We start from the raw sequence: 22,406 nt of genomic DNA, 5'->3' as shown, positions 1-22,406 counted from the left end.
TCATTTGCTAACCGCTTATCTACGAATAGGAATATGCAAGTAGGCAATACAAAAATCCCCGCTATAAGGCGGGGATTTTTAATATTTAACAAATTACTGAGTAACACCTTCAGCGGCAACTGGCTCTGCAGGTTTTTCGTCTCTTAATAAGTATTTATCTAACCACTGCTCTTGCTCCCAAAGCACATGCAGTAAGCTCTTACGAGCACGATAGCCATGCGCCTCATAAGGTAACATCACTAAGCGAGCTTCTTTACCTAAGCCTTTTAATGCAGCGTACATACGCTCACTTTGCATTGGGAAAGTACCCGAGTTTGGATCTTCTTGACCGTGGATCATCAGCATAGGCTCATTGATTTTCTCAGCGTGGAAAAACGGTGACATCGCCGCATATACATCTTGTGCTTGCCAAAAATCACGCTCTTCACCTTGGAAACCAAATGGCGTTAGAGTGCGATTGTAAGCACCACTGCGGGCAATACCGGTTTTAAATAAGTCGCTGTGCGCTAATAAATTCGCCACCATAAAGGCACCATAAGAGTGGCCTGCAATGGCAATGTTATCTTTATCTGCCACACCTTTTTCAACAAGTACATCTACCGCAGCCTTAGCACTTGCCACCAGCTGTTTACGGAATAAGTCGTTTGGCTCTTTACCGTCAACTCCCACAATTGGCATTTTCGGGTCGTCAAATACAGCAATACCTTTTGCAAGATAAGGCATTGGCCCCCAATAACCGATATAAGTAAACTCATAAGGCGATTCGCGCATTTGTGACGCAACGGCTTTATCTTTATATTCAAGCGGATAAGCCCACATTAGAACCGGTAACGGGCCTTGAGTTGAATCATAACCCGGCGGCAAATATAGCGTACCACTAAGCTCAACACCATCATCACGCTTGTATCGAATTAGCTCTTTAGTCACCCCTTTAAATTCTGGGTAAGGGTGCTCAAAAGTCGTAAGTTGAGTCAGGGTTTTATCGTCTAAATCACGAATAAAAAAGTTAGGTTGCTCAGTTTTAGATTCGCGAATAGTAATTAAACGCTCGCCTTCATCATCAAGCATGGCACGCACACGCTCATAGTATGGCGCTTCTGATTGCCAAATGCGTGTTGTGGAATTGGTTTTTACATCATAACGGTCTAAAAACGGAATATTGCCCTTTTCAGATGCACCATTACCGCGTAAGAAAAGATAACGCCCGCCAACAACCTTCAATACATCAGCGCCCAAATCATTCTTTTCATAAATTGGGTAACCTGGGTTTTTGTAGGCATCGTTATAGCTGCGCTCAGAAAATAACACGCGGTTTTTATCTGCATTACGAGGTTGAATAACAAATGTGCGAACTTGTCGGTCGCGAAAGCGCCATTCAGATAACAGAGCAACATTACCGTTGCCCCAAGTAATTGAATCAAAGCGGCGTTCAACTTTAGCAAATAACTTAGCATCACGTTTAAATGGTGCTCTTAGGCTATAGAGGTAATCGTGATGAGGAACGTCGGTTTTCATATCACCGCCGTCTTGTGCTTCAGCCCAAATTACTTCAGCGCCTTGATCTGCTCGCCATTGAAATTCGCGGCGACCAGTACGCACACTGTCATAACCTTGTGGAATGTTATCTGCTAAAGGCTGCTTCGCAAGCTCTGCAAGCGTATAGCCACGCATTCCCCAAATTTGCCAAGTCGCAGCAAATCGGCTGTAAGGCACTTGATAAGAAAAAGGCTCATCAATCATGCCAACCAAAATATTGGTTGAATCAGGTGAGACCGAAAACGATTTAATTAAGCCCGGTTGACCAATTGGTTGGCCTTGACCACTAAGCGGAATATAAGTCAGCTGGCTTTGCGCAAAAAACTTAAATTGTGCTTCATCATATGGGCTAGTTAACAAGTTTTGATAAGTACGCGCAGGCGCTTTTTCACCACTACTTTGCTGAATAACTGGCACAATCTGCGAGCTGTCGTTGCTGATACGTGCTTTACCAATATTAACCGCTGCATTAGCTACAATGGCGCTGCTATCTGGCAACCAAGTATAAGGCGTGCGCGTTAGCACTGAATTAAGTGGTGTATCACTTAACTGGCGGGCTTGCTTAGTACTTACATTATAAACCCATAAGTTAGCACTCGATTCTTGCTCAACCACAAACGCCAAGTATTGACTATCGCTTGACCAACTTGGTGAGCGTAAAATGCCATTTGGCAAACCAGATACAACAATTTCAGAACCGGTTTCAACATGCTTAAGCACTAAAGATGTGAACTTATTACGCACTCTTGAGCGCGAAAAATTAGCAGGATTAAGCTTAATACCCGCAAGTTTCAACTCTTCTTTGGCTAAGTCTTGTAACGTATCGATGCGTTTTCTATCAAATAACGCCAGCCACTGGCCATCATTGGATAAATAACTACTCGGTGCAAGCTTAGCATCAACCACAGCAGCCAGTGCGGGCGATGGAGTTTGATAACCTTGATTAGCAAAACTGGGTGTGCAAACAGCTGCGCCAATAACTAGCGCAAAAAGCAGTTTAAATGCTTTCATGTTCGTTCCTTTTTCGTTTTTATTTTCGATTCTGTAAACAAGTAGAACATGTTTGCAGCATTTCATAAAGAGTTTAGGCCCTTTTGGCAGCCAATCAGTGACTTAAACAGCTAAATTACGCTAAAATAAAAGCACTCTATTCGCCACTTTTTGCTAATAAAAATGAAAAAATCGACAGGCAAAGTCACAATTTGGGATGTAGCTGAACAAGCACAGGTTTCAAAATCAACCGTGTCTTTGGTCCTTACCAACAGTGATAAGGTCAGTAAAAAAAGTAAAGAAAAAGTACTGGCTGCCATTGATAAGCTTGGCTATGTGTATAACCGCGATGCTGCAGCACTTCGTAGCAAGCGCTCAAACCTAGTCGCGTTGGTTATAAATGACTTAACCAACCCGTATTCAGCTCAGCTTGCTGTTGGCCTCGAAAAACACATCTTTGAGCTTGGCATGCTGCCAATGCTGGTGAATATTGCGGAGTGTGTCGAAAGGCAAACTCAAGTGGTGAAAACCCTAAAAGAATACAACGTATCGGCGTTTATTATGTGTCCGGCACCGGGGACTGAACAACAGTGGCAAGATGATTTAATAAATAGTGGTTTTCCGGTTATTAATATCATGCGTGAAATTCCCTTTTCAGCAGCGCCGTGTATTTTGCCTGATAACAAAAAAGGCACGCATATTTCGACCAGCCATATTTTATCGCAAGGCATAGAAGAGGTAGCCTTTTTAGGCGGCCCCGCAGAAATATCTGATTACCATGAACGTTTAAGTGGTTTTTTAGCTGCGCTTGAGCAATTTAATATCACTGACAAAAAACCTGTTATTCAAGCGCCGACAAACCGCCAAGGTGGCCGAGAAGCCTTCAATACCCTTATAAAACAAGCGCCAAATACCAAAGCCATTGTCTGTTTTAATGATGTGATTGCTTACGGCGCGATTGAAGCTATGCGCCAACACGGCCTAGAGCCGGGTAAAGACATTAAAGTTATTGGCTTTGATGACTTAGAAGATTCGCGCTTAATGCTGCCATCTCTTTCAACCATCGCCATTAATGCCGATGAAATCGGTAAACGCACCTGTCAGGTGCTAAAAGAACTATTAGATAAATCAACACCGCCAGTTCGCACCTTAGTGGATGTTAACTTAAAAATACGAGATTCAAGTCAATGAAAAAAGTGTTAGTGATCGGCTATGTATGGCCTGAGCCTAATTCGTCGGCAGCCGGCACCCACATGATGTCACTCCTGCGCGCCTTTCGTGCAGAAAACTGGCAAGTCGAATTTGCAAGCCCTGCGCAAAAAACCGAACACATGGTGGATCTCAGCGAAGATGGCATTACCACACAGGTCATTGCATTAAACTGCTCTAGCTTTGATGAGTACGTACAAGCTTATAACCCTGATATTGTGATGTTTGACCGCTTTATGATGGAAGAGCAATTTGGTTGGCGAGTCGACAAATACTGCCCTAACGCTCTTAAAGTTCTCGATACCGAAGATTTACAGTGTCTAAGAAATGCCCGTCACGACGCTCATAAAGCAGGCCGAGAATTCAGCCATAGTGATTTACACTGCGATATTGCCAAGCGAGAAATCGCCGCTATTTTACGCTCAGACATCAGCTTAATTATCTCGCATTACGAGATGCAGCTACTCAATGACGTTTTCAAAGTCGATAACGCCCTACTTCACCACCTACCATTTTTGGTTGATTTACAGCATATCCCCACCAGCACCAAATCATTTTCAGAGCGTAAACACTTTATGACCATTGGTAATTTTCGTCATGCGCCAAACTGGAATGCAGTGTTGTACTTACAACAGATTTGGCCGCTGATCCGCAAACAATTACCCGATGCCGAACTCCACATTTATGGCTCTTACCCGCCACCAAAGGCAACAGCACTTAACAATCCAAAAACCGGCTTCTTGATCAAAGGCTGGGCTGATGATGCTTATCAAGTGATGGAAGATGCCCGAGTATGTTTATCACCACTGCGTTTTGGGGCTGGTATTAAGGGTAAGTTACTCGAAGCGATGATCATGCAAACGCCGAGCGTAACAACTCCTATTGGCAGTGAAGGCATGCATCAAGATGAGCCTTGGTCAGGCGTAATCTGTGAAGATGCACAGCAATTTGCAGATGCAGCAGTGGCACTTTATCAAGACGAAGCGTTATTTACTCAGGCACAGCAAAATGGCCAGCAGTTATTGCAAAAATATTATGATAAATCAAAACTTCAGTCGCAGTTAATCGCTAAAATCACCGCCATTAGTGAGTCATTAGCGCAGCATAGACAGCAAAATTTTACCGGCCAAATGCTCAAACATCACACCATGCGTTCAACCCAATACATGGCGCAGTGGATTGAAGCAAAAAATAAGTAATTTTGCCGTAAATAACACTAGACATAGCGGCTTTTGTCGCTAAAATCGCGCTGGTCAATTTAAGCGATATAGTCTAGCTATTGGACTATATCTTATTGAATTTTGGTCTATCCTTAACTGAACAATTTAACCTTTGGTTCAAAACGCCTTTGAAAACCGCAACGTTTACTGAAAAACGAAAATTTATCGTGAAGCTTGGCAAAATGCTTCATAAATACGGTACACCTGCATACCGACTAGAAGCGCACTTAATGGAAGTTGCGACTTACCTCGGTTTGAAATCATCTTTTGTTATGTCGCCAACATCAGTGACATTTGTTATTTGGACAGATGGGCACGAAGAAGAGTACACCCATGTTGCGCGTGTTGACCCGGGCGATCATGACTTAGGCTCGCTGGCAGATACCGATGACTTAGTAAACAAAATGCTTAATGGCGAGCTGACACTACAAGAGGTCGATAAACAGCTCGATATTATTTACACCATGCCAAACCCATATAATAAATTTATGACTGGCGTTGCGTTTGCGACTTCGGGTGGTGCATTTGCCATGTTGATGGGTACTAGCTGGAATGATGTATTTTGGTCAGCGCTTATTACCTTAGTAGTGTATTTATTTGTACTTTGGTCAACACGCTCTAAACGTGTTGCCCATATGCTTGAACCATTAGTTGCCATCGTATCGGCGATTATAGCCTGTGCTATTAGTGTCTATATTGACGCCCAAATTAACATACGACTAGTGGTACTTTCTGCCATCATTGTGTTTATACCCGGCTTAGCATTAGCCCTAGGTTTGGCAGAGTTAGCGGCAAGGCATTTAGTATCTGGTACAGCTCGGGTGATGGACTCATTCATGCTGCTGTTTAAGCTCTATTTTGGTGCTTTTATTGGTATCGGCATTGGTTTTGCTATTTTTGGCCAAAGTGACTTTGTGCAACCCGAGCCTTTACCTAAATGGACAGCTTGGCTAGCTATTTTCATGCTGTGTAGCAGCCTAATCGTGATTTTTAGAACCAAGCTAAAGCATGCTGTTTGGTCTATTGCATCTGGCTTTATAGCGTATGGTACAAGTATTGGTTCAGCCATGTACCTAGACTACACATTAGGCACATTTGTAGGCGCATTAGCCGTGGGCGTTTTTAGCAACTTATTCAACCGCGTTGTTAATGCTCCAGCCTCAATTGTAGCTATGCAAGGACTAATCGTATTGGTACCTGGTAGTAAAACCTATATTGGCTTGAACTCACTTATTGAAGGCCAAGATTTCGTTTATGCAGACCATATTGGCCAACAAACCTTTTTAATTTTCATGTCATTAGTAGCGGGTCTTATCTTTGCTAACGTCGCGCTGCCACCGAAGAAAAGTTTATAACTTACTAAGCCCGAGTTTCTCGGGCTTTTTTATACCCTCGTTTTAATAAGCCGACTTTGCTTATCAGCAACAAACTGATATAACTCTAAGTGCATGTGGTAAAAATAAAAAGGATTTATTCAGTGATGAGATTGGCTTGGCTGTTATGCAGCTTTTTCGCATTTAATGCGTTTGCAGAACCCCAGTGTATTAACTGTCATCAAAGCCAAGTTGAAGACTGGCAAACATCCCATCATTTTCATGCTATGGAAAAAGCCACTCCCACTACGGTGCTTGGTAATTTCAACGAACAAACCCTCGACTATCAAGGCCAGCAAGCGCGCTTTTATCAACAAGACCAACAACTTTTTATAAGCATGCCAAACCTTGATGGCAAGCTAACTGATTACCCGGTTTTATACACATTTGGCTATGAGCCATTGCAGCAATACATGTTTGATATGGGCCAAGGTCACATTCAGCTGTTTCCATTTGCATGGGACTCGCGCAGTAAAGCACAAGGCGGTCAGCGCTGGTTTGTACTGCACCCTGAGCAGAAAAAACACGACCTATTTCATTGGTCGCAAAAAGGCCAAAACTGGAATCACATGTGTGCTGATTGCCACTCAACTGATTTCAAAAAGCAATTTGACCTTAAAACGAATAGCTTTGATTCTAGTTATTCAAATATTAACGTAAGCTGTAAAGCGTGTCATGGTGATACACAAGCGCATTTAAAATGGGCTGATGGCGATAGCAGTATTGCCGATAAGGGCTTTACTCATAATATTAAAAAGCAAACTCCGCTGTTTACCCAACAGGCCGATGGCAGTATGCAAAGCGTGCAGCCACTAGTAAAAAGCGAGCAAGTGCAAGTGTGTGCAACCTGTCATGCTCGCCGCTCACAGCTTGACGACCGCAAAGACCCACATAGTTTTTTACAAAGCTTTCAAGGCTCTTTACTTACTCCTGAGCTTTATCATGTTGATGGTCAAGTGTGGGATGAAGACTATGTATGGGGTTCATTTTTACAAAGTAAAATGTTCAATGCAGGGGTTACCTGTAGTAACTGCCATAACCCTCATTCGGGTAAATTAAAGCTACCGGGCAATCAAACCTGTACGCAATGTCATAGCCAAGAGGTGTTCGATACGCCGAAACATCACGGTCATAAAGTGGCAAGTGAAGGTAGCCAATGTGTTGATTGTCATATGCCTGCCACCACCTATATGCAAGTTGATGCAAGGCGCGACCACAGCTTTCGGGTACCACGCCCAGATTTAACATTAAAAACAAATGCTCCAAATGCCTGTAATAGCTGCCATGAAGACAAGACGCCGCAGTGGGCGGTTAGCAAAATAAAAGACTGGCATCCAAATTCAAAACACCTTGGCACTGCGCATTTTTCTGAGGCGTTTTATGCCGCCGATAACCGTTTACCTAATGCCTCAACCATGCTGACCAAAATCGTGCAAGATAAAGGCTTTCCTGACATTATTCGCGCATCAGCATTAAGCCGTTTAGCCGCAAGCCCAGATAACAACGCTGTCGTTGCGATTGCTCGCTCAGTAAAAGACAGCGAGCCATTAAAACGCCAAGCAGCTATTGAAGCGACCATGCCATTTGATATCAATCAGCGCTGGCGCTTATTAAACCCGCTTTTAGATGATGAGCATTTACCAATCAGAGCTGAAGCAGCAAGAGCACTTGCAGGTATGTTAACTCAGCCGTTCCCTACGGGTCTTAATGAGCAAGACAGCAAACGCTTAAATGCAGCCCTTGATGAGTACAAAAGCATTCAACAGTACCAAGCAGAGCGTGGCTATTCCCATACCAATTTAGGTAATCTGGCGCTCACACTACAAAAGCCAGCGCAAGCTAAAGCACATTATCTACAAGCAATCAGTGTTGAGCCTATTTTTGCTCCTGCTTATGTCAATTTAGCTGATTTATACCGAAATCAAGGCGATGAAAAAGCAGCGCAAGCTATCTTAAAACAAGGCTTAGACGTTAACGCAGAAAGCGGCGATATTCATTATGCCCTGGCAATGAGCTTTATTCGCACAAAACAAAAAGACACAGCTCTTATTCATTTACAAAAAGCCGCGCAGTTTGCACAAGAAAATGCAAACTATCAGTTTACCTACGCGCTACTATTACAAGATTTAGGCAATATGCCAGCTGCAATATCAGCCCTTGAGCGCGCTTTTAATCTAACACCCAATAACCCAGATATCAGCTACAGTTTGGCGCAGTGGTATGTGGCAGAAGAAAACTACAGCCAAGCGCTGTTTTATGCCAGAAACCTAGCCCGCTTGGTACCGGGTAACCAGCAAATTGAGCAGTTTGTGAAACAGCTCGAAATGATGAATAGTATTAATCATTAAGCATTAAAAAAGGGCCAAAAAGAAGAAAAAAGAAGGCTCTACCCTACCACAAAGCATTAGTTTAGTGGGCCTGATGGGCACTAAAAATGGTACCAAAGGCGGTGCTGTTGGCCACATTACCTTTTGGGATGAAGACCGAATTCGCTATCAAGGGATTGTTGGCTGGGCGAGTATAAACCTTGATTTTTATACCTTCGACGAGATCAAGCTACTCACACCATTATCGTTGAATATTGAAGGCCCAGCGGTGTTTCAAAACCTTAAGTTACGCTATGACGACAGTAACTTCTTTTACGGCTTTAAACAGATTTATCGTAAAGTAGAAATAAGCTTAGCCGAAAACCCTATCGAAGATTTTCTGCTCGAAAACAATATAATCAAGGACCACCTTTCACTTGATGTAAATACGTCAGGTATTGGTCCATTAATAGAATACGATAGCCGAGATAACCCCCTTAACCCTGAGCGCGGTTTTAATTATAAGGCCGAATATTTATATTATGATGAGGCTATTGGCAGTAAAGTTGATTACACGAGCTTAAAGCTTACCGCCTTAAATTACTGGCGTTACACCGATAAATTCAACTTTGCTCTGCGCATGCAGTATGACTCAGTTAACAACCGTGGTGAAAAACGCTTACCGGTTTATATTCCGCCAAGTATTAGCCTTCGCGGTGTGTCTGCAACTCGCTATCAAGGCCTTGATGTATTTGTTACCGAAGCAGAAGCGAGCTATAAAATCACTCACAAAATAAAGCTCAATGTGTTTACTGGTATGGGCTGGGCAGCCGATAACTTTTCTGACTTATCGAAAGCTGAAACCATAGATACTGTAGGTGCAGGCTTTCGCTATTTAATTGATGAACATTACGGTATTAGTATTGGCTTAGATGTAGCCCATGGCCCTGAGCAGAATGCAATTTACATTCAGGCGGGGTCTACTTGGTAATCCAAACTAATACTTTTGTTATTATTTTAACGGCCAATTAAACCTAAAGATTGAATTAATTTATTTCACTGCTATCATCAATAGGTCAATAAATATTCAGGGATTGAACGGATGCATAAAAAAGTATCAACCAATCATTATCCATTCAAAGATTTTAAACCCCATGGTCTCGTAGAGTTTTATCAACGTGAGCATGTGCTTTTAACTACTGCCACAGGGCCTTTCAACGAAGAGATTATTGACGCGCACTCTTTTATGCAAAAAGATTACATCAACAAACTCAGCGCTGATTATGGTCAATGGTTTGAATTGGTTGAGTTTGAAAACTCATGCATGGCAACCCCCGGGGCACTTGAAAAACTAATGGTGTATTTTGTCGAGCTTCGACGTAAAGGCATCGCACCGGCCAAAACAGCTTTAGTGATAAAAGAAGGGCTTGAAGGCGGTAGCTTGTTGAGTGATACCTACTGCAATTTGTATAAACGAGCTGGCATGGTAATGAGTGTATTTAAGTCAAAAACAGCGGCTCTAAACTGGTTAGCAGAAGAGCCTGTTACTGAATTAGCTTGTTAATACCATTTATTTAAAAAGTGTTGCTCTTCTTCACGTAAGGTCAACACTTCAACTCCCCTCAGGGGTCTACCAAACGCTTTACTAAAGATAATGCTTAATTACAACTCAGCAATCATTTTAACAAGCGCTTGTGTGGTCCATTCAAGTTCATTGAATTTAATATCAGGTTGATAGTAAAAGCCTTTTTTTCTGGGTCTATTTACATAGACCTTTATCGGCAGAATCACTTTAGCAAAGCCTGAAGGTAAGGTTTCGAGCCTCACTTCCATGTAGGTAGAGTCTGTACTACTTGGTGCGCCAACTAATTGTGTGTTTGCAAAAAGTTTAAAACTATCCAGCGCATCTAAACAAGCACTGGCACATTGTCCTGGCACAATCACATAAACAGGTGTAGTAAACTGACTGGCGCTTTTTGGCATTGCTTGTTGCTCTGCTGAGACTATCTCGACATAAAATTGTTCACCCTTTTCATAAGCAGCTTGCATACTTTTGTGGGTTGTCTTTAACCATTGATGCCAAGGGCTAGCTTTATCATAGCTTGCGACTACATCGCCAAAATAGTCAGTATTACCTTTAGAAGTTCGCCACCACACTTGGGTATTTTTGTGTAACTCATAGCGACCATATTTAAACTGTTCACTGCCCCAAAGTGCTGAGGCTATTTGTTCACTCCACATTGATGAGCCACCTTGATTATGGCGAAGATCAAGCACCACAGCTTTAGCTTGCATTAACTTACTATGTTGCTGTTCAATGGCGCTCAGCATTGTTTGATAATCTGCTTGCTGCTGCTCATTGGGTGCATAAGTTGGCATGCTGATCCAAGCAATATCCTCTAAAGGCCAATTGAGCTCAATTGGTAACTTATCGCCGTTGTAAGCATTTTTAAGTTTTTCTTTGACACTATCAGGCCTAATACGCCAGTTTAACTTTAAGCTGTAAGTAGAGCCGTCGGCTTTTTCAAACGTGCAGCTTTCAAGTGGCGACAAAAACGGGTTTCCATCATCAACCGTTAGTCGCCAGCCATGGTTCCACCAACTACCGGGTTGTTCTACTTCGCCGTAATAGCGAAAAACACGCTCAACGAGCAAAGTATTAATTGCAGTATTATCACAGCTTACGAGCTTATCGCCTTTGGCAACCGTATCTAATTCACTGTAATACACTTTCAACGCATCACCCCGCCAAACTGTTGAAAAGCCCGGCCAACTTCTTTGTGGCTTTAGTTCTCTAGGTAGGGTATCAACCGCTCCAGCATGACCATCTTGTAGAACAGTTCTAAAACGTGCAATAGCCGCAGCAAAACCTTGTGAACTATGCGCTTTTACAGCCAGCTTTAAGCCTTCTTGCTTTGCTTTTTCGAGCTGTTTGGCAAAGCCAGAATTACGCATATCGTGCATACCTGGGTGATTGATAACCGACAACTGATAAGCCGCATCAACATCTTTTATAGCAAGTTTGGACCAATTAATTTCAGAGTGAGTGACTGTACTGTCCTCATCGGCGCGAGATAAGTTCACACCAAAACTAAAGTTTAGAGCTGTAAAGATGAGTGATGAGTAAAGCGTCAAGCGTTTCATTAAAATCCATTTTAAGTAGTTATTATGTTTAAAAAACACCCTATTTAATCACTAAGGCATTGTTGTGGCAATAAAAAGGACTTCACATGTGAATAGATTAAAAAAATTCATCTATCAGGTTTATTTTAATCGTTTGTCGGTTTAGAAGGATTACTCTAAAGTTAACCCATCAGCGCTTTTAAGCTAAACAGCTTCACACCATTGAGAGTGTTTGCGCTAACCGAATTGTTGTCACAAAAAGTCTAGCTTGTGTGTTCTCTGGGCTTTTTATATACCGAGTTACTGCACACGCGGTAACTCAACCAAATTGTTGTCAAAAGCTTAGCTTGTGTGTTCTCTAAGCTTTTTTATTCCGAGTCATTGCACTTGCGGTGACTCAACCAAATTGTTGTCAAAAGCTTAGTTTGTGTGTTCTCTAAGCTTTTTTATTCCGAGTTACTGCACACGCTGTGACTCAACCAAATTGTTGTCAAAAGCTTAGTTTGTGTGTTCTCTAAGCTTTTTTATTCCGAGTTACTGCACACGCGGTGACTCAACCAAATTGTTGTCAAAAGCTTAGTTTGTGTGTTCTCTAAGCTTTTTTATTCCGAGTCACTGCACTTGCGGTGACTCAACCAAATTGTTGTCGAAAAGCCTGGCTTGTGTGTTCGCCGGGCTTTTTTATGCCCGCTATAAAATAAAAACGCCACTAGATGTGGCGTTTGGGTAGTTTCGACAACAATAAGAAATTGCTTTTAAAAGAAGCCCAGTGGATTCTCACTGTAACTTACTAATAGGTTTTTAGTTTGTTGGTAATGATCAAGGGCAAGTTTATGTGTTTCGCGGCCTATACCTGACTTTTTATAGCCGCCAAACGCAGCGTGTGCTGGGTACATATGGTAGCAGTTAGTCCAAACACGGCCCGCTTCAATCTTACGACCAAAGTGATAAGCACGGTTCATGTTTCGACTCCACACACCAGCACCTAAACCAAATTCTGAGCTATTAGCAAGGGCTAATGCTTCGTCTTCATCTTTAAAAGTCGACATTGAAATTACCGGCCCAAAAATCTCTTCTTGGAACACGCGCATGTCGTTAGTGCCTTTTAATAGTGTAGGTTGAATGTAGTAACCGCCGTTAAACTCATCAGACAGTTGCTCCACTTCGCCGCCAGCGAGGACTTCGGCCCCTTCTTTTTTACCAATTTCGATGTAGCTTAGAATCTTATCAAACTGAGCTTGTGATGCTTGAGCACCCACCATGGTTTCAGTATCAAGTGGGTTACCCCGTTTAATTTGTAAAGTTCGAGCAAGAACACGCTCAATAAATTGCTCGTAAATATCTTCTTGAATAAATAAACGCGATGGACACGTACACACTTCACCTTGGTTAAAGTACGCAAGTACGGCTCCTTCAATCGCTTTACTCAAAAATTCATCGTCTTTTTCCATTACATCGTTGAAGAAGATATTTGGCGATTTACCACCTAGCTCGACCGTCGAAGGAATAATATTATCAGCAGCACATTTTAAGATATGTGAACCCACTGGCGTTGAACCAGTAAAGGCAATCTTCGCGATTCGAGTACTGGTTGCCAGCGCTTCGCCCGCTTCTTTACCATAGCCGTTTACCACATTTAGAACACCTGCAGGCAATAAGTCACCAATCACTTCAAGTAGCACTAATATAGATGCTGGCGTTTGTTCAGCTGGTTTTAAAACAATACAGTTACCCGCAGCAAGGGCTGGTGCAAGTTTCCATGCAGCCATCAACAATGGAAAGTTCCAAGGAATAATTTGCCCTACTACACCTAGTGGCTCATGAAAATGATAAGCCACCGTGGTTTCGTCTATCTCACCGATTGAACCTTCTTGCGCGCGCACACAACCTGCGAAATAGCGAAAGTGATCAGCCGCGAGTGGCACATCTGCCGCAAGTGTTTCACGAATTGCTTTACCGTTATCCCAGGTTTCGGCCACTGCCAGCATTTCTAGGTTTTGTTCAATACGATCGGCAATTTTTAATAAGATATTGCTACGCTCGGTGACCGACGTTGTTCCCCATGCCGCTTTTGCATCGTGGGCTTTATCAAGTGCCAGTTCGATATCTTCTTTTGATGAACGAGGTACTTTACAAAACACTTTACCGTTTACTGGGCTAATGTTTTCAAAGTATTCTCCTTTTACAGGGGCAACCCATTGGCCACCAATATAATTCTCATACTGCGCTTTAAAGTTAACTTTTGCGCCTTCACTACCTGGATTTTCATAAATCATAATGTGTTCTCTCTTCAAATTGTTGTGTTTTATTTAGCATTGACTAAATCATGCGGTAGGTTATTGTTTAATGAACCGCTAACAATTGAAGTTAGCTCAGTTACTGAAAACACACTTGATTCCTAGTCCAGACTTTTTGACTATTTGTCCAGAATTTAGGACGACAGCGAGGCAACAATGAACACATCAGTTAGCAATAGAAGTTTAGATAAAAAACGGCAACGTATTGATGTGCTTATTGAAAATAAAGTCAGTTTTGCGGGCGAACATGCTGAATTAAGTATTTACGACACCTATTTAGATGCCCAAAAAGTGGCGTTACATTCCACTGAATTATTATTTTGCGGCATGATCAGCGGTAAAAAAATCATGCATGTCGCCGACAGTGATTATCATGAAGAGTTTTTACCAAACCAGTCATTTGTACTTGCCCCAGAGCAAGGGGTGCTAATCGATTTTCCCAATGCATCTCTCAATCAGCCAACAACCTGTTTAGCGATTGAAATCAGTACCGATAAAATAAGCCAAGTAGTTGATGCTCTTAATTTTAACCAGCAAATTACCCAGGATGACTTTTTTCAATATCAAGCCAAGTTAGTGCACGCCCAGCATAATCCGCAAACTCAACAACTGCTGGAGCGCATGATCACTCTATTTAGTGAAAATGAACAACACCGCGATTACTTAATTGATCTATCACTCAATGAACTCATAACCCGTCTGTTACAGCAGCAAAGCCGAGACTTAATGATAGCAAGTTGTAAGCAAGGCAAGCTCGCAACCCCATTAAGCCATGTAGTAAGTTATATAGAACAGCATCTTGCTGAGAATATTGATATTGATGTGTTATGCAAGATAGCGTGTATGAGCCGCAGTAAATTTTATCAGCAATTTAAGCTGGCATTTGGTGTTACACCAGCTCTTTGGCAACAGCAATTACGCTTACAAAAAGCGTATAAACTACTTCAAAAAGGTGAAGCGATTAGCCAAGTTTGTTATCAATTAGGCTTTAATAACCCAAGCCATTTTAGCCGTGTGTTTAAACAAGCCTTTGGCGCAACACCTAAAAGTATCGCTAACCATTAAGCTCTGGATTGCGATGAGAATAAACGCGATAAGTTAAGGCAAGTAAAATACAAATAGCACTTGGCACATAAAGCGCCGCAAAGCTCATTTTTGCAAATAACCATGCCCCTGCTAAGCCGCCAAGAATAAACCCTAAAATGATTAGGCCGAACAGTTTAGCCTTACGTTTATCAAGTGCCTCGCCACGTAAAACGCGACCAAACATAATACCTAAATCAGTGAAGATACCCGTTACATGGGTGGTACGAACAATTGCACCACTGTAAGTTGTTGCTAAGGCGTTTTGTAAACCACATGCCGCAGAGGCCAAAAAGTGCCCGTAACCCGAGCCATTAAACAATAACCAAAGTGCGCCCAGTAAAAGCCCTGCTTCAATCAATAATGCCGTGTCGTAATGACGACCTAGTTTAAGTGCTGAACTATGCAACAAGAACCCAGCAATACCAGACCCAACTAAAAATGACAGTAATACACCTAATAAATGTAAAGCATCAAGGCTATTGCCATGCATTAGGTCTGCGCCAAGCAAGGTTGCAGTTCCTGATAAATGGGATACCGCTTGATGCTCAAAGCTAAGTAAACCAACCGCATTCACACACCCAGCAACCAGCGCCAAAATAAATGCGCCAATCTCAACCCATTTTGGTAACTTAGAAATCACTCACTATTCGCCTTTTTCTCACACTCGTACTCATTCTTTTATGGTACGCCTATTTTTATGACTAAAAACACTTTTTTTCGACTCTTTATATGGTAATTTACCATTAAGTAAATCGATTAAGAACCTACAATGACAAAGCCAAAAACTTGGACGCTAAAAAGTATTGCCAAAGAGTTAGGCGTTTCAAATGCCACCGTATCAAATGCGTTTAATCGTCCTGATCAATTATCAAAAGCACGCCGCGAAGAAATTTTGGCGGCCTGTAAAAAGCTCGGCTATTTTGGCCCAAACAAGGCGGCGCAATCATTACGCCGAGGCACTTTTAATATTGTTGCTTTAGTATTGCCAGACAGCGTTGAATATATGGTATCAGATCTGATTGCTAGCAGCTTTATGCGCGGTGTATCGGCGGTGCTCGAAAAAAATGGCATTAATCTTTTATTATTTTCTGGTAACAGCGATAACCTAAATAGCGTAGTCGATTTTGTTGATGGCTTTATTTGTTATGGTCGCCCTCGTAATAAACAACTTGTTGAACAGTTAAAACAGGTTGCCAAGCATGTTGTAACGGTTGATTTTAATATCGGTCGTGATGCCTCTGTAAACGTAAATAACCAACAAGCCAGTTTCGATATTGCCAAGCATGCACTACAAAAAAACGATGATCGGGTTGCTATTTTAGGCCTGCGCTTACTCGATAACGACGTATTATGCCGAGTATACGAACATCATGAGTTTGAAGCCGGTCAGTCGATTGCTCATCAACGACTGCGCGGTTATCACCAAGCAATCAGCGATGCTGGCATCACCCTGGGTGATGATAGAACATGGAATATTCCTGAAAGCAGCGAGCGCTATGCCAGCATTGCCGCCAAAGAAGCGCTTAGCAGCACACCAAGACCAAACGTACTGTTGTGCATGAGTGATTTAATCGCTCTTGCCGCCATGCGCGAAGCATTAAAAATGGGCTTATCGATTCCTGAAGATGTCAGAATTGTTGGTTTTGATGGCATAGATGAAGGCCAACGATTTGTGCCAAAACTCACCACTGTCCATCAAAATAGCGAAGAAAAAGGCCGCATTGCTGCGACCTTGTTTCTATCGAAAGAGCAGCAAACAGCCGAAATCGACTATCAACTGCAATTGGGTCAAAGTAGTTAAGCTAAAAAGTCAGCCAAATCAACAATGTTCTTTTCGCCGTCTCGGTGATCAACAATGATCACTTCGCGGCTAGCGAAGTCAACTTTTAACTCGATTGAGCTGGTATCATCATGCCAGCTTAAACGACACACACTGCTTTCACCTTTAGCAATAAACTCACCGTTAAATGCTGGGTGCTCATTACGTAATTGAATTAGCTTGATCAACCCTTTCACCACAGGTTTAGCAAGCGCAGCATCAATGTCTTGCGCATTTAAATAAGGGCGATTGATATCACGACCTACATTGGTACGAGCCAGTAATTCCATATCGTTTTCACAAGCGAACAGGCCACCATAATAAACTTGTGGAATACCTGGCGCGAAGAACTGAATCGCACGCGCTAATAAGTAATCAAAGTCATCTGCGCCCAATGCATTGTAATATGTGCAGTTAACTTGATATAAATCGACATTACTTGCTGCTGCACCAGTTGCTAAGCGGCTTTGCCCTTCACTCTTTTCATGAATGGTTTCAACCAAGTTATCAATTTCTGCTGCATTTAATAAACCCGGTTTATCACCCATTGGGCCTGCGTCAATGATGCCAATGCCATCATGGGTATCGAGTACCGTTAAACAGTTTCGCGGCGAAATAGTTAACCAATTCAGTAAAGCTTGCGCATCATTGCTAAACAAGCTGTGTAAAATAAGGGGTGGTAAAGCAAAGTCATAAACCATATTTACACGCTTTGCGACTTCAACCTGAGTCTGGAAATGGCTGTGGATCTCGGCAATGGTTTCCATACCCGCTTCATTAGCTTGTGCCGAAAGCTTATTTAAATACTCAAAAGTTTCATCCAACATAAAGCAGTTTGTGCCAGCTTCTTTAATCGCATAGCCTGCCGCATCTAAACGAATAATGTTGACATTATTATCAGCGAATTTGCCAAGCACCGTATTTAAATACTCGATACCCGCCGTTGATTTCACATTAATATCAATTTGGTTATCGGTAAATGTGGTCCAAAAATCATAGGTTTGGCCATCACCACACGCAATAGGTGTAAAGCAGCTACCCGGACGCGGACGGTAAATTGCTTGTTGCTCAGCCTCAGACATGCCATTTGGGAATACATCGTCTTTAGTTAAAAATAAATCCCAAAATTCAGATTGCTTGCCTTTAGCGAGTACATCTTTAAATTGGAAAGATTGTGCTGAAACATGGTTAACAATTAAGTCAGCCATAAGGTCATAGTTTGCACCAAGCACTTTAATATCGTCCCAGCTACCAAGGCGCGAGTCTACTTCACTATGATCAATAGGATCAAAGCCAGCATCACTGCCATCAATCGGATTATAAAATGGCAACAAATGTACACCTGCAAACACATTGTTAAGTGGGCCATTTAATAAATTACTTAATTCATCAATACCTTGACCAGTAATACGGTCTGCGTAGGTGATTAATTGCACTTTATTGTTGATCATAATTGTTAATACCAAGTTGAAACTTAATCGATTAAGATATATCTTTAACCACGACAGCAAATTATTCAAGCAGTTTTTATAGTTTTTATACACTAATATACATAGTAAAGGCGCAGACCTTTCGGTGGGGATACAACAATGAATAGAACACACGATCCTTTGCAAACCATTAGATGGCTGACATACATGATGTTTTTTATGTTTGCGATGACCTCTGATGCGGTTGGTATGATCATTCCTGAGCTTATCGAAGAATTTAATTTAAGCATGACCCAAGCCAGTGCTTTCCATTATGCACCTATGGCACTTATTGCTTTTAGTGGCCTGTTCTTAGGTTTTTTGGCCGACAGTTTTGGTCGCAAGCAAACCATCATGCTGGGGCTCGGCATATTCACTATTTGTTGTTTTCTGTTCGCCGTTAGCAGTAGTTTTAGCATATTTGTAGTGTTACTTAGCTGTATTGGTCTTGCTATTGGGTTATTTAAAACCGGTGCTTTGGCGCTGTTAGGTGATATTTCTAAAAACAATTTAGAGCACACAAAAACCATGAATTTGGTCGAAGGCTTCTTTGGTGTTGGCGCCATTGTAGGCCCTGCCCTTGTCAGCTTTTTAATCACCCAAAAGGTAAGCTGGACCTACCTTTACGTTATCGCTGGGGTTTTATGTTTAATTTTAACCTTAATTGCTTGGCGTGCAGATTACCCTAAACCTAAAAAGCTTGAAGAACACGCTAAACCGGCCTCTCTTGCAACCACCATGAGTATGATGAAAAATCCATATGCACTGGGCTTTTCGTTAGCGATTGCCCTTTATGTTGCAACCGAAGTGGCTATTTATGTATGGATGCCTACTCTACTTGGCGATTACAACGGCCCGTGGCAATTACTGGCAACCTATGCACTGACCTTATTTTTCATTTTACGCGCTGCTGGGCGTTTCTTAGCGGTATGGCTGCTGAACCACTTAAGCTGGCAAGCGGCAATGCTGTATTTAAGCTTAGGAATTGCACTGTGTTATCTAGGTTTAATTTTCGGCGGCGTTGATTGGGCGGTGTTCTTACTCCCTTTATCTGGGCTATTCATGTCGATGATCTACCCAACTTTAAACTCAAAAGGTATTTCTTGCTTTGCGGTGCAACAGCACGGTGCAGTTGCTGGGGTTATTTTGTTTTTTACTGCCCTTTCTGCGGCAGCAGGCCCATTATTAATGGGTGTGATCAGTGACTATTTTGGCCACATTCGTTACGGCTTTTATCTCGCAACAGGTTTCGCATGTTTACTGTTTTTAGCCATGCTATATAACTACTTACGAAACCCTGCTGAGCAAGCTTTAGCGCAGCACAGTGCATTAAGCCACTAAATAAAAGTCGTTAAAAATCAATTATCGAACATAAATTGTGCAAGTTTTTCGCTAAAAAGACTTGCACTGTGTAAAATTATTGTTATCTTTACTTAATCGATTAAGATAACAATTTAGACAACAAACCATCTGGGATTGAGACGAGGCACATTATGACAACACACAAACATGCCCTTTATACATTAAGCGCGCTTGCATTAGCAGTAAGCCAAAACTTACACGCAGAAGAGCAAGCACAACCTGAGGCTAAAAAAAGCGGCCTTGAAACTATCGTTGTAACCGGTGTACCACGCCGTACAACCATCATGGCATCAAGCTCATCGGTTAGCAGTGTTACATTAGCTGAAATTGAAGTATCAACACCACGTTCTACTGCAGAAGCATTCAGAACAATCCCGGGTGTACGTTCAGAATCAACGGGTGGTGAAGGTAACGCAAATATCGCGGTACGTGGTTTACCGGTTGCATCGGGCGGTGCTAAATTCTTGCAACTACAAGAAGATGGCTTACCTGTAATGCAGTTTGGCGATATTGCCTTTGGTAACGCAGACATTTTCATGCGCTTAGATTCAACAGTGCAAAGTGTTGAATCAATCCGTGGTGGCTCAGCATCAACAGCAGCAAGTGATGCCCCAGGTGGTATCATTAACTTTATTTCAAAAACGGGTGAGAACGAATCAGGCAGTGTATCGACCACTGTAGGCCTTGATTATGATTCAATTCGTACAGACTTTGAGTATGGTACGTATTTAAACGACACTGTGCGCTATCACATTGGTGGCTTTGTTCGCCAAGGTGAAGGCCCACGTGAAACCGGTTATACATCAAATAAAGGTGGCCAAATTAAGGCAAACCTAACTAAAGAATTTGATGCTGGTTATGTTCGTGTTTACTTTAAACACCTCGATGATAAGAGCGTAGGTTACCTACCTATGCCTATGTACTCAGATGGCGATTCAATCCCAGGTTTCGATGCACAATCAGATACGCCCCATTCAGCGCTTTTCACACAAACTCTGCGTTTAAATGGTGATAACCAAATCAGCACAGGCGATATGACCGACGGTATGAACCCAGTTGTTACTTCAGTAGGTTTTGAAGCTGCATTTGATTTAGAAAACGACTGGCGCATCGAAAACCGCTTTAGAACATCATCAGTAAGCGGTAACTTTATTTCTCTTATTCCAGCTGAAGTTGCAAGCGCAAGCTCTATTGCTTCTAGTATTGCTGGTGATGGTGCATCGCTTGTTTATGCAAATGGTGGTTCAGCAGGCGAAGCCTATGGCGATGACGATTTAGCAATGCGTATTCATACATTTGATGTAACGCTAAACGACATGGGTTCAATTGTTAATGACCTTAAGCTCACTAAATCGTTTTCTGATGAAACTAGCGTTACCTTTGGTTACTTTGCATCAAGCCAATCGATTGATATGTCGTGGCTTTGGAACTCATATGTTATGGAGCTAAAAGGCGACAACGCTGCATTACTTGACGTTTACGCTGCGAATGGCGACAGCTACTCAGATAATGGCTTGTACGCTTATGGTACACCTTACTGGGGTAACTGCTGTCAGCGTAACTATGATACAGAGTACGAAACACGCGCACCTTACATTAACTTAGCTACTAAGTTTGGCGATTTAAGCATTGATGCAAGTGCTCGCTATGATTCAGGTGAAGCGCGCGGTAACTACGCAGGCGCCGTAACATCAACAATTGATATGAATGGCGACGGTACCATCTCAATTCCTGAGCAAAGTGTTGTTGGTATTGATAACGCGAACCCAAGCATTGTTAACTACGACTGGCACTACAGCTCATACTCAATTGGTGCGAACTACCAAATTGACCCAAGTTTTGCGACATTTGCCCGCTTAAGTAAAGGTGGCCGCGCAAATGCAGACCGCTTACTATTCGGTAAAGTAGAAGCAGATGGTTCGGTTGCCGAAGCCGATGCGATTGATGAAGTAAATCAATACGAAATCGGTGTGAAAAAACGTTTTGATTCACTATCAGTATTTGCAACTGCATTCTACGCAGAGACTGAAGAGCAAAACTTCGAAGCAACATCACAAAAATTCTTTGACCGCGAGTACGAAGCAAAAGGTATTGAGGTTGAATCAACCTACTACGTAGGTGATTGGGATTTCCGTGGTAACTTTACTTGGACAGACGCAGAAATTGCTAAAGATGCGTTATCGCCAGAGTTAGTCGGTAATACACCACGTCGTCAAGCTGACCTTATTTACTCATTAATGGCAACTTACAACTTTGATAAAGGTGCTGCTGGTCTAAGCTTTATTGGTACAACGGATGCTTACGCACAAGACAGTAACGACCTTGAGTTTGATGGCTATACACAAGTGAATGGTTTTGTAAGTTACAATCTGTCTGAAAACTTAAGTCTATCGCTTAACGTGAACAACCTGTTCGACACCGTAGGTATCACAGAAGCAGAAGAAGGCTCAGTACCAGATAACGACATTATCCGCGCCCGTACTATTAACGGCCGTACAACGTCGCTTACTTTAAAATACTCTTTTTATTAATTACTCTCCTCCCTCGTTTTAGCCCAGTTTTTACTGGGCTTTTTCGGCTTTAATAGTCAGCTTTTTCTACTACACTTAATCAAAT

The 22,406-nt window shown here is 42.2% G+C and carries 15 protein-coding genes; 10 read left to right on the top strand and 5 right to left on the bottom strand.

Annotated features, from left to right (window positions below):
- Positions 1–93 precede the first annotated feature (93 nt).
- Complete coding sequence (locus tag J8Z28_RS19825; RefSeq protein ID WP_250660402.1) at positions 94–2,547, bottom strand: S9 family peptidase; 2,454 nt, start codon at positions 2,545–2,547, stop codon at positions 94–96.
- Positions 2,548–2,709: 162 nt separating this feature from the next.
- On the opposite strand from J8Z28_RS19825, the gene J8Z28_RS19820 reads away from it, so the two are divergent.
- From J8Z28_RS19820 to J8Z28_RS19795, 6 genes are all read left to right on the top strand, one after another.
- The gene (locus J8Z28_RS19820) at positions 2,710–3,717 is read left to right on the top strand and encodes a LacI family DNA-binding transcriptional regulator (RefSeq protein WP_250660886.1); all 1,008 of its coding nucleotides are present in this window, start codon (positions 2,710–2,712) and stop codon (positions 3,715–3,717) included.
- A complete protein-coding gene (locus J8Z28_RS19815; protein ID WP_250660885.1) occupies positions 3,714–4,934 on the top strand; it encodes a glycosyltransferase in 1,221 nt (406 codons plus the stop codon). The genes J8Z28_RS19820 and J8Z28_RS19815 overlap by 4 nt, the downstream gene beginning before the upstream one ends.
- A 149-nt stretch (positions 4,935–5,083) precedes the next feature.
- Positions 5,084–6,310 (top strand): threonine/serine exporter family protein, encoded by a 1,227-nt coding sequence (locus tag J8Z28_RS19810; RefSeq protein WP_082401625.1) that lies wholly within the window; start codon positions 5,084–5,086, stop codon positions 6,308–6,310.
- A gap of 125 nt (positions 6,311–6,435) precedes the next feature.
- Positions 6,436–8,676 (top strand): tetratricopeptide repeat protein, encoded by a 2,241-nt coding sequence (locus J8Z28_RS19805; RefSeq protein WP_250660897.1) that lies wholly within the window; start codon positions 6,436–6,438, stop codon positions 8,674–8,676.
- 73 nt (positions 8,677–8,749) lie between these two features.
- The gene (locus J8Z28_RS19800) at positions 8,750–9,625 is read left to right on the top strand and encodes a BamA/TamA family outer membrane protein (protein WP_250660884.1); all 876 of its coding nucleotides are present in this window, start codon (positions 8,750–8,752) and stop codon (positions 9,623–9,625) included.
- A 111-nt stretch (positions 9,626–9,736) separates the two neighbouring features.
- The gene (locus J8Z28_RS19795) at positions 9,737–10,198 is read left to right on the top strand and encodes a hypothetical protein (RefSeq protein ID WP_063529935.1); all 462 of its coding nucleotides are present in this window, start codon (positions 9,737–9,739) and stop codon (positions 10,196–10,198) included.
- Between the two features lie 98 nt (positions 10,199–10,296).
- Here J8Z28_RS19795 and J8Z28_RS19790 read toward each other — a convergent pair whose 3' ends face one another.
- Positions 10,297–11,778 carry a S41 family peptidase gene (locus J8Z28_RS19790; protein WP_250660883.1) on the bottom strand — a complete coding sequence of 494 codons (1,482 nt, stop codon included), beginning with the start codon at positions 11,776–11,778 and terminating at the stop codon, positions 10,297–10,299.
- 734 nt (positions 11,779–12,512) lie between these two features.
- Positions 12,513–14,033: an acetaldehyde dehydrogenase ExaC gene (exaC, locus tag J8Z28_RS19785; RefSeq protein WP_062565794.1), complete on the bottom strand. Its 1,521-nt coding sequence runs from the start codon at positions 14,031–14,033 to the stop codon at positions 12,513–12,515.
- A gap of 177 nt (positions 14,034–14,210) precedes the next feature.
- Between exaC and J8Z28_RS19780 the strand changes: the two genes are divergently transcribed.
- Positions 14,211–15,119 (top strand): AraC family transcriptional regulator, encoded by a 909-nt coding sequence (locus J8Z28_RS19780; protein WP_250660882.1) that lies wholly within the window; start codon positions 14,211–14,213, stop codon positions 15,117–15,119.
- Here J8Z28_RS19780 and J8Z28_RS19775 read toward each other — a convergent pair.
- Complete coding sequence (locus J8Z28_RS19775) at positions 15,109–15,780, bottom strand: YoaK family protein (protein WP_250660881.1); 672 nt, start codon at positions 15,778–15,780, stop codon at positions 15,109–15,111. The two genes, J8Z28_RS19780 and J8Z28_RS19775, sit on opposite strands and share 11 nt — an antisense overlap.
- Before the next feature lie 129 nt (positions 15,781–15,909).
- On the opposite strand from J8Z28_RS19775, the gene J8Z28_RS19770 reads away from it, so the two are divergent.
- Positions 15,910–16,941 (top strand): LacI family DNA-binding transcriptional regulator, encoded by a 1,032-nt coding sequence (locus J8Z28_RS19770; RefSeq protein ID WP_250660880.1) that lies wholly within the window; start codon positions 15,910–15,912, stop codon positions 16,939–16,941.
- On the opposite strand, the gene gtfA is transcribed toward J8Z28_RS19770, so the two are convergent.
- Positions 16,938–18,410 carry a sucrose phosphorylase gene (gene gtfA, locus J8Z28_RS19765; RefSeq protein WP_250660879.1) on the bottom strand — a complete coding sequence of 491 codons (1,473 nt, stop codon included), beginning with the start codon at positions 18,408–18,410 and terminating at the stop codon, positions 16,938–16,940. The genes J8Z28_RS19770 and gtfA overlap by 4 nt on opposite strands.
- 138 nt (positions 18,411–18,548) lie before the next feature.
- On the opposite strand from gtfA, the gene J8Z28_RS19760 reads away from it, so the two are divergent.
- Together J8Z28_RS19760 and J8Z28_RS19755 are read left to right on the top strand one after the other, a co-directional pair.
- The gene (locus J8Z28_RS19760) at positions 18,549–19,769 is read left to right on the top strand and encodes an MFS transporter (RefSeq protein WP_105173623.1); all 1,221 of its coding nucleotides are present in this window, start codon (positions 18,549–18,551) and stop codon (positions 19,767–19,769) included.
- Positions 19,770–19,921: 152 nt separating this feature from the next.
- Complete coding sequence (locus J8Z28_RS19755; RefSeq protein WP_250660878.1) at positions 19,922–22,321, top strand: TonB-dependent siderophore receptor; 2,400 nt, start codon at positions 19,922–19,924, stop codon at positions 22,319–22,321.
- Positions 22,322–22,406 lie beyond the last annotated feature (85 nt).

Source organism: Pseudoalteromonas sp. SCSIO 43088, from assembly GCF_023650795.1.
GTDB lineage: Bacteria > Pseudomonadota > Gammaproteobacteria > Enterobacterales > Alteromonadaceae > Pseudoalteromonas > Pseudoalteromonas shioyasakiensis.
The sequence above is the reverse complement of the archived record's forward strand: the minus strand, read 5'-3'. Positions and strand labels throughout refer to the sequence as shown.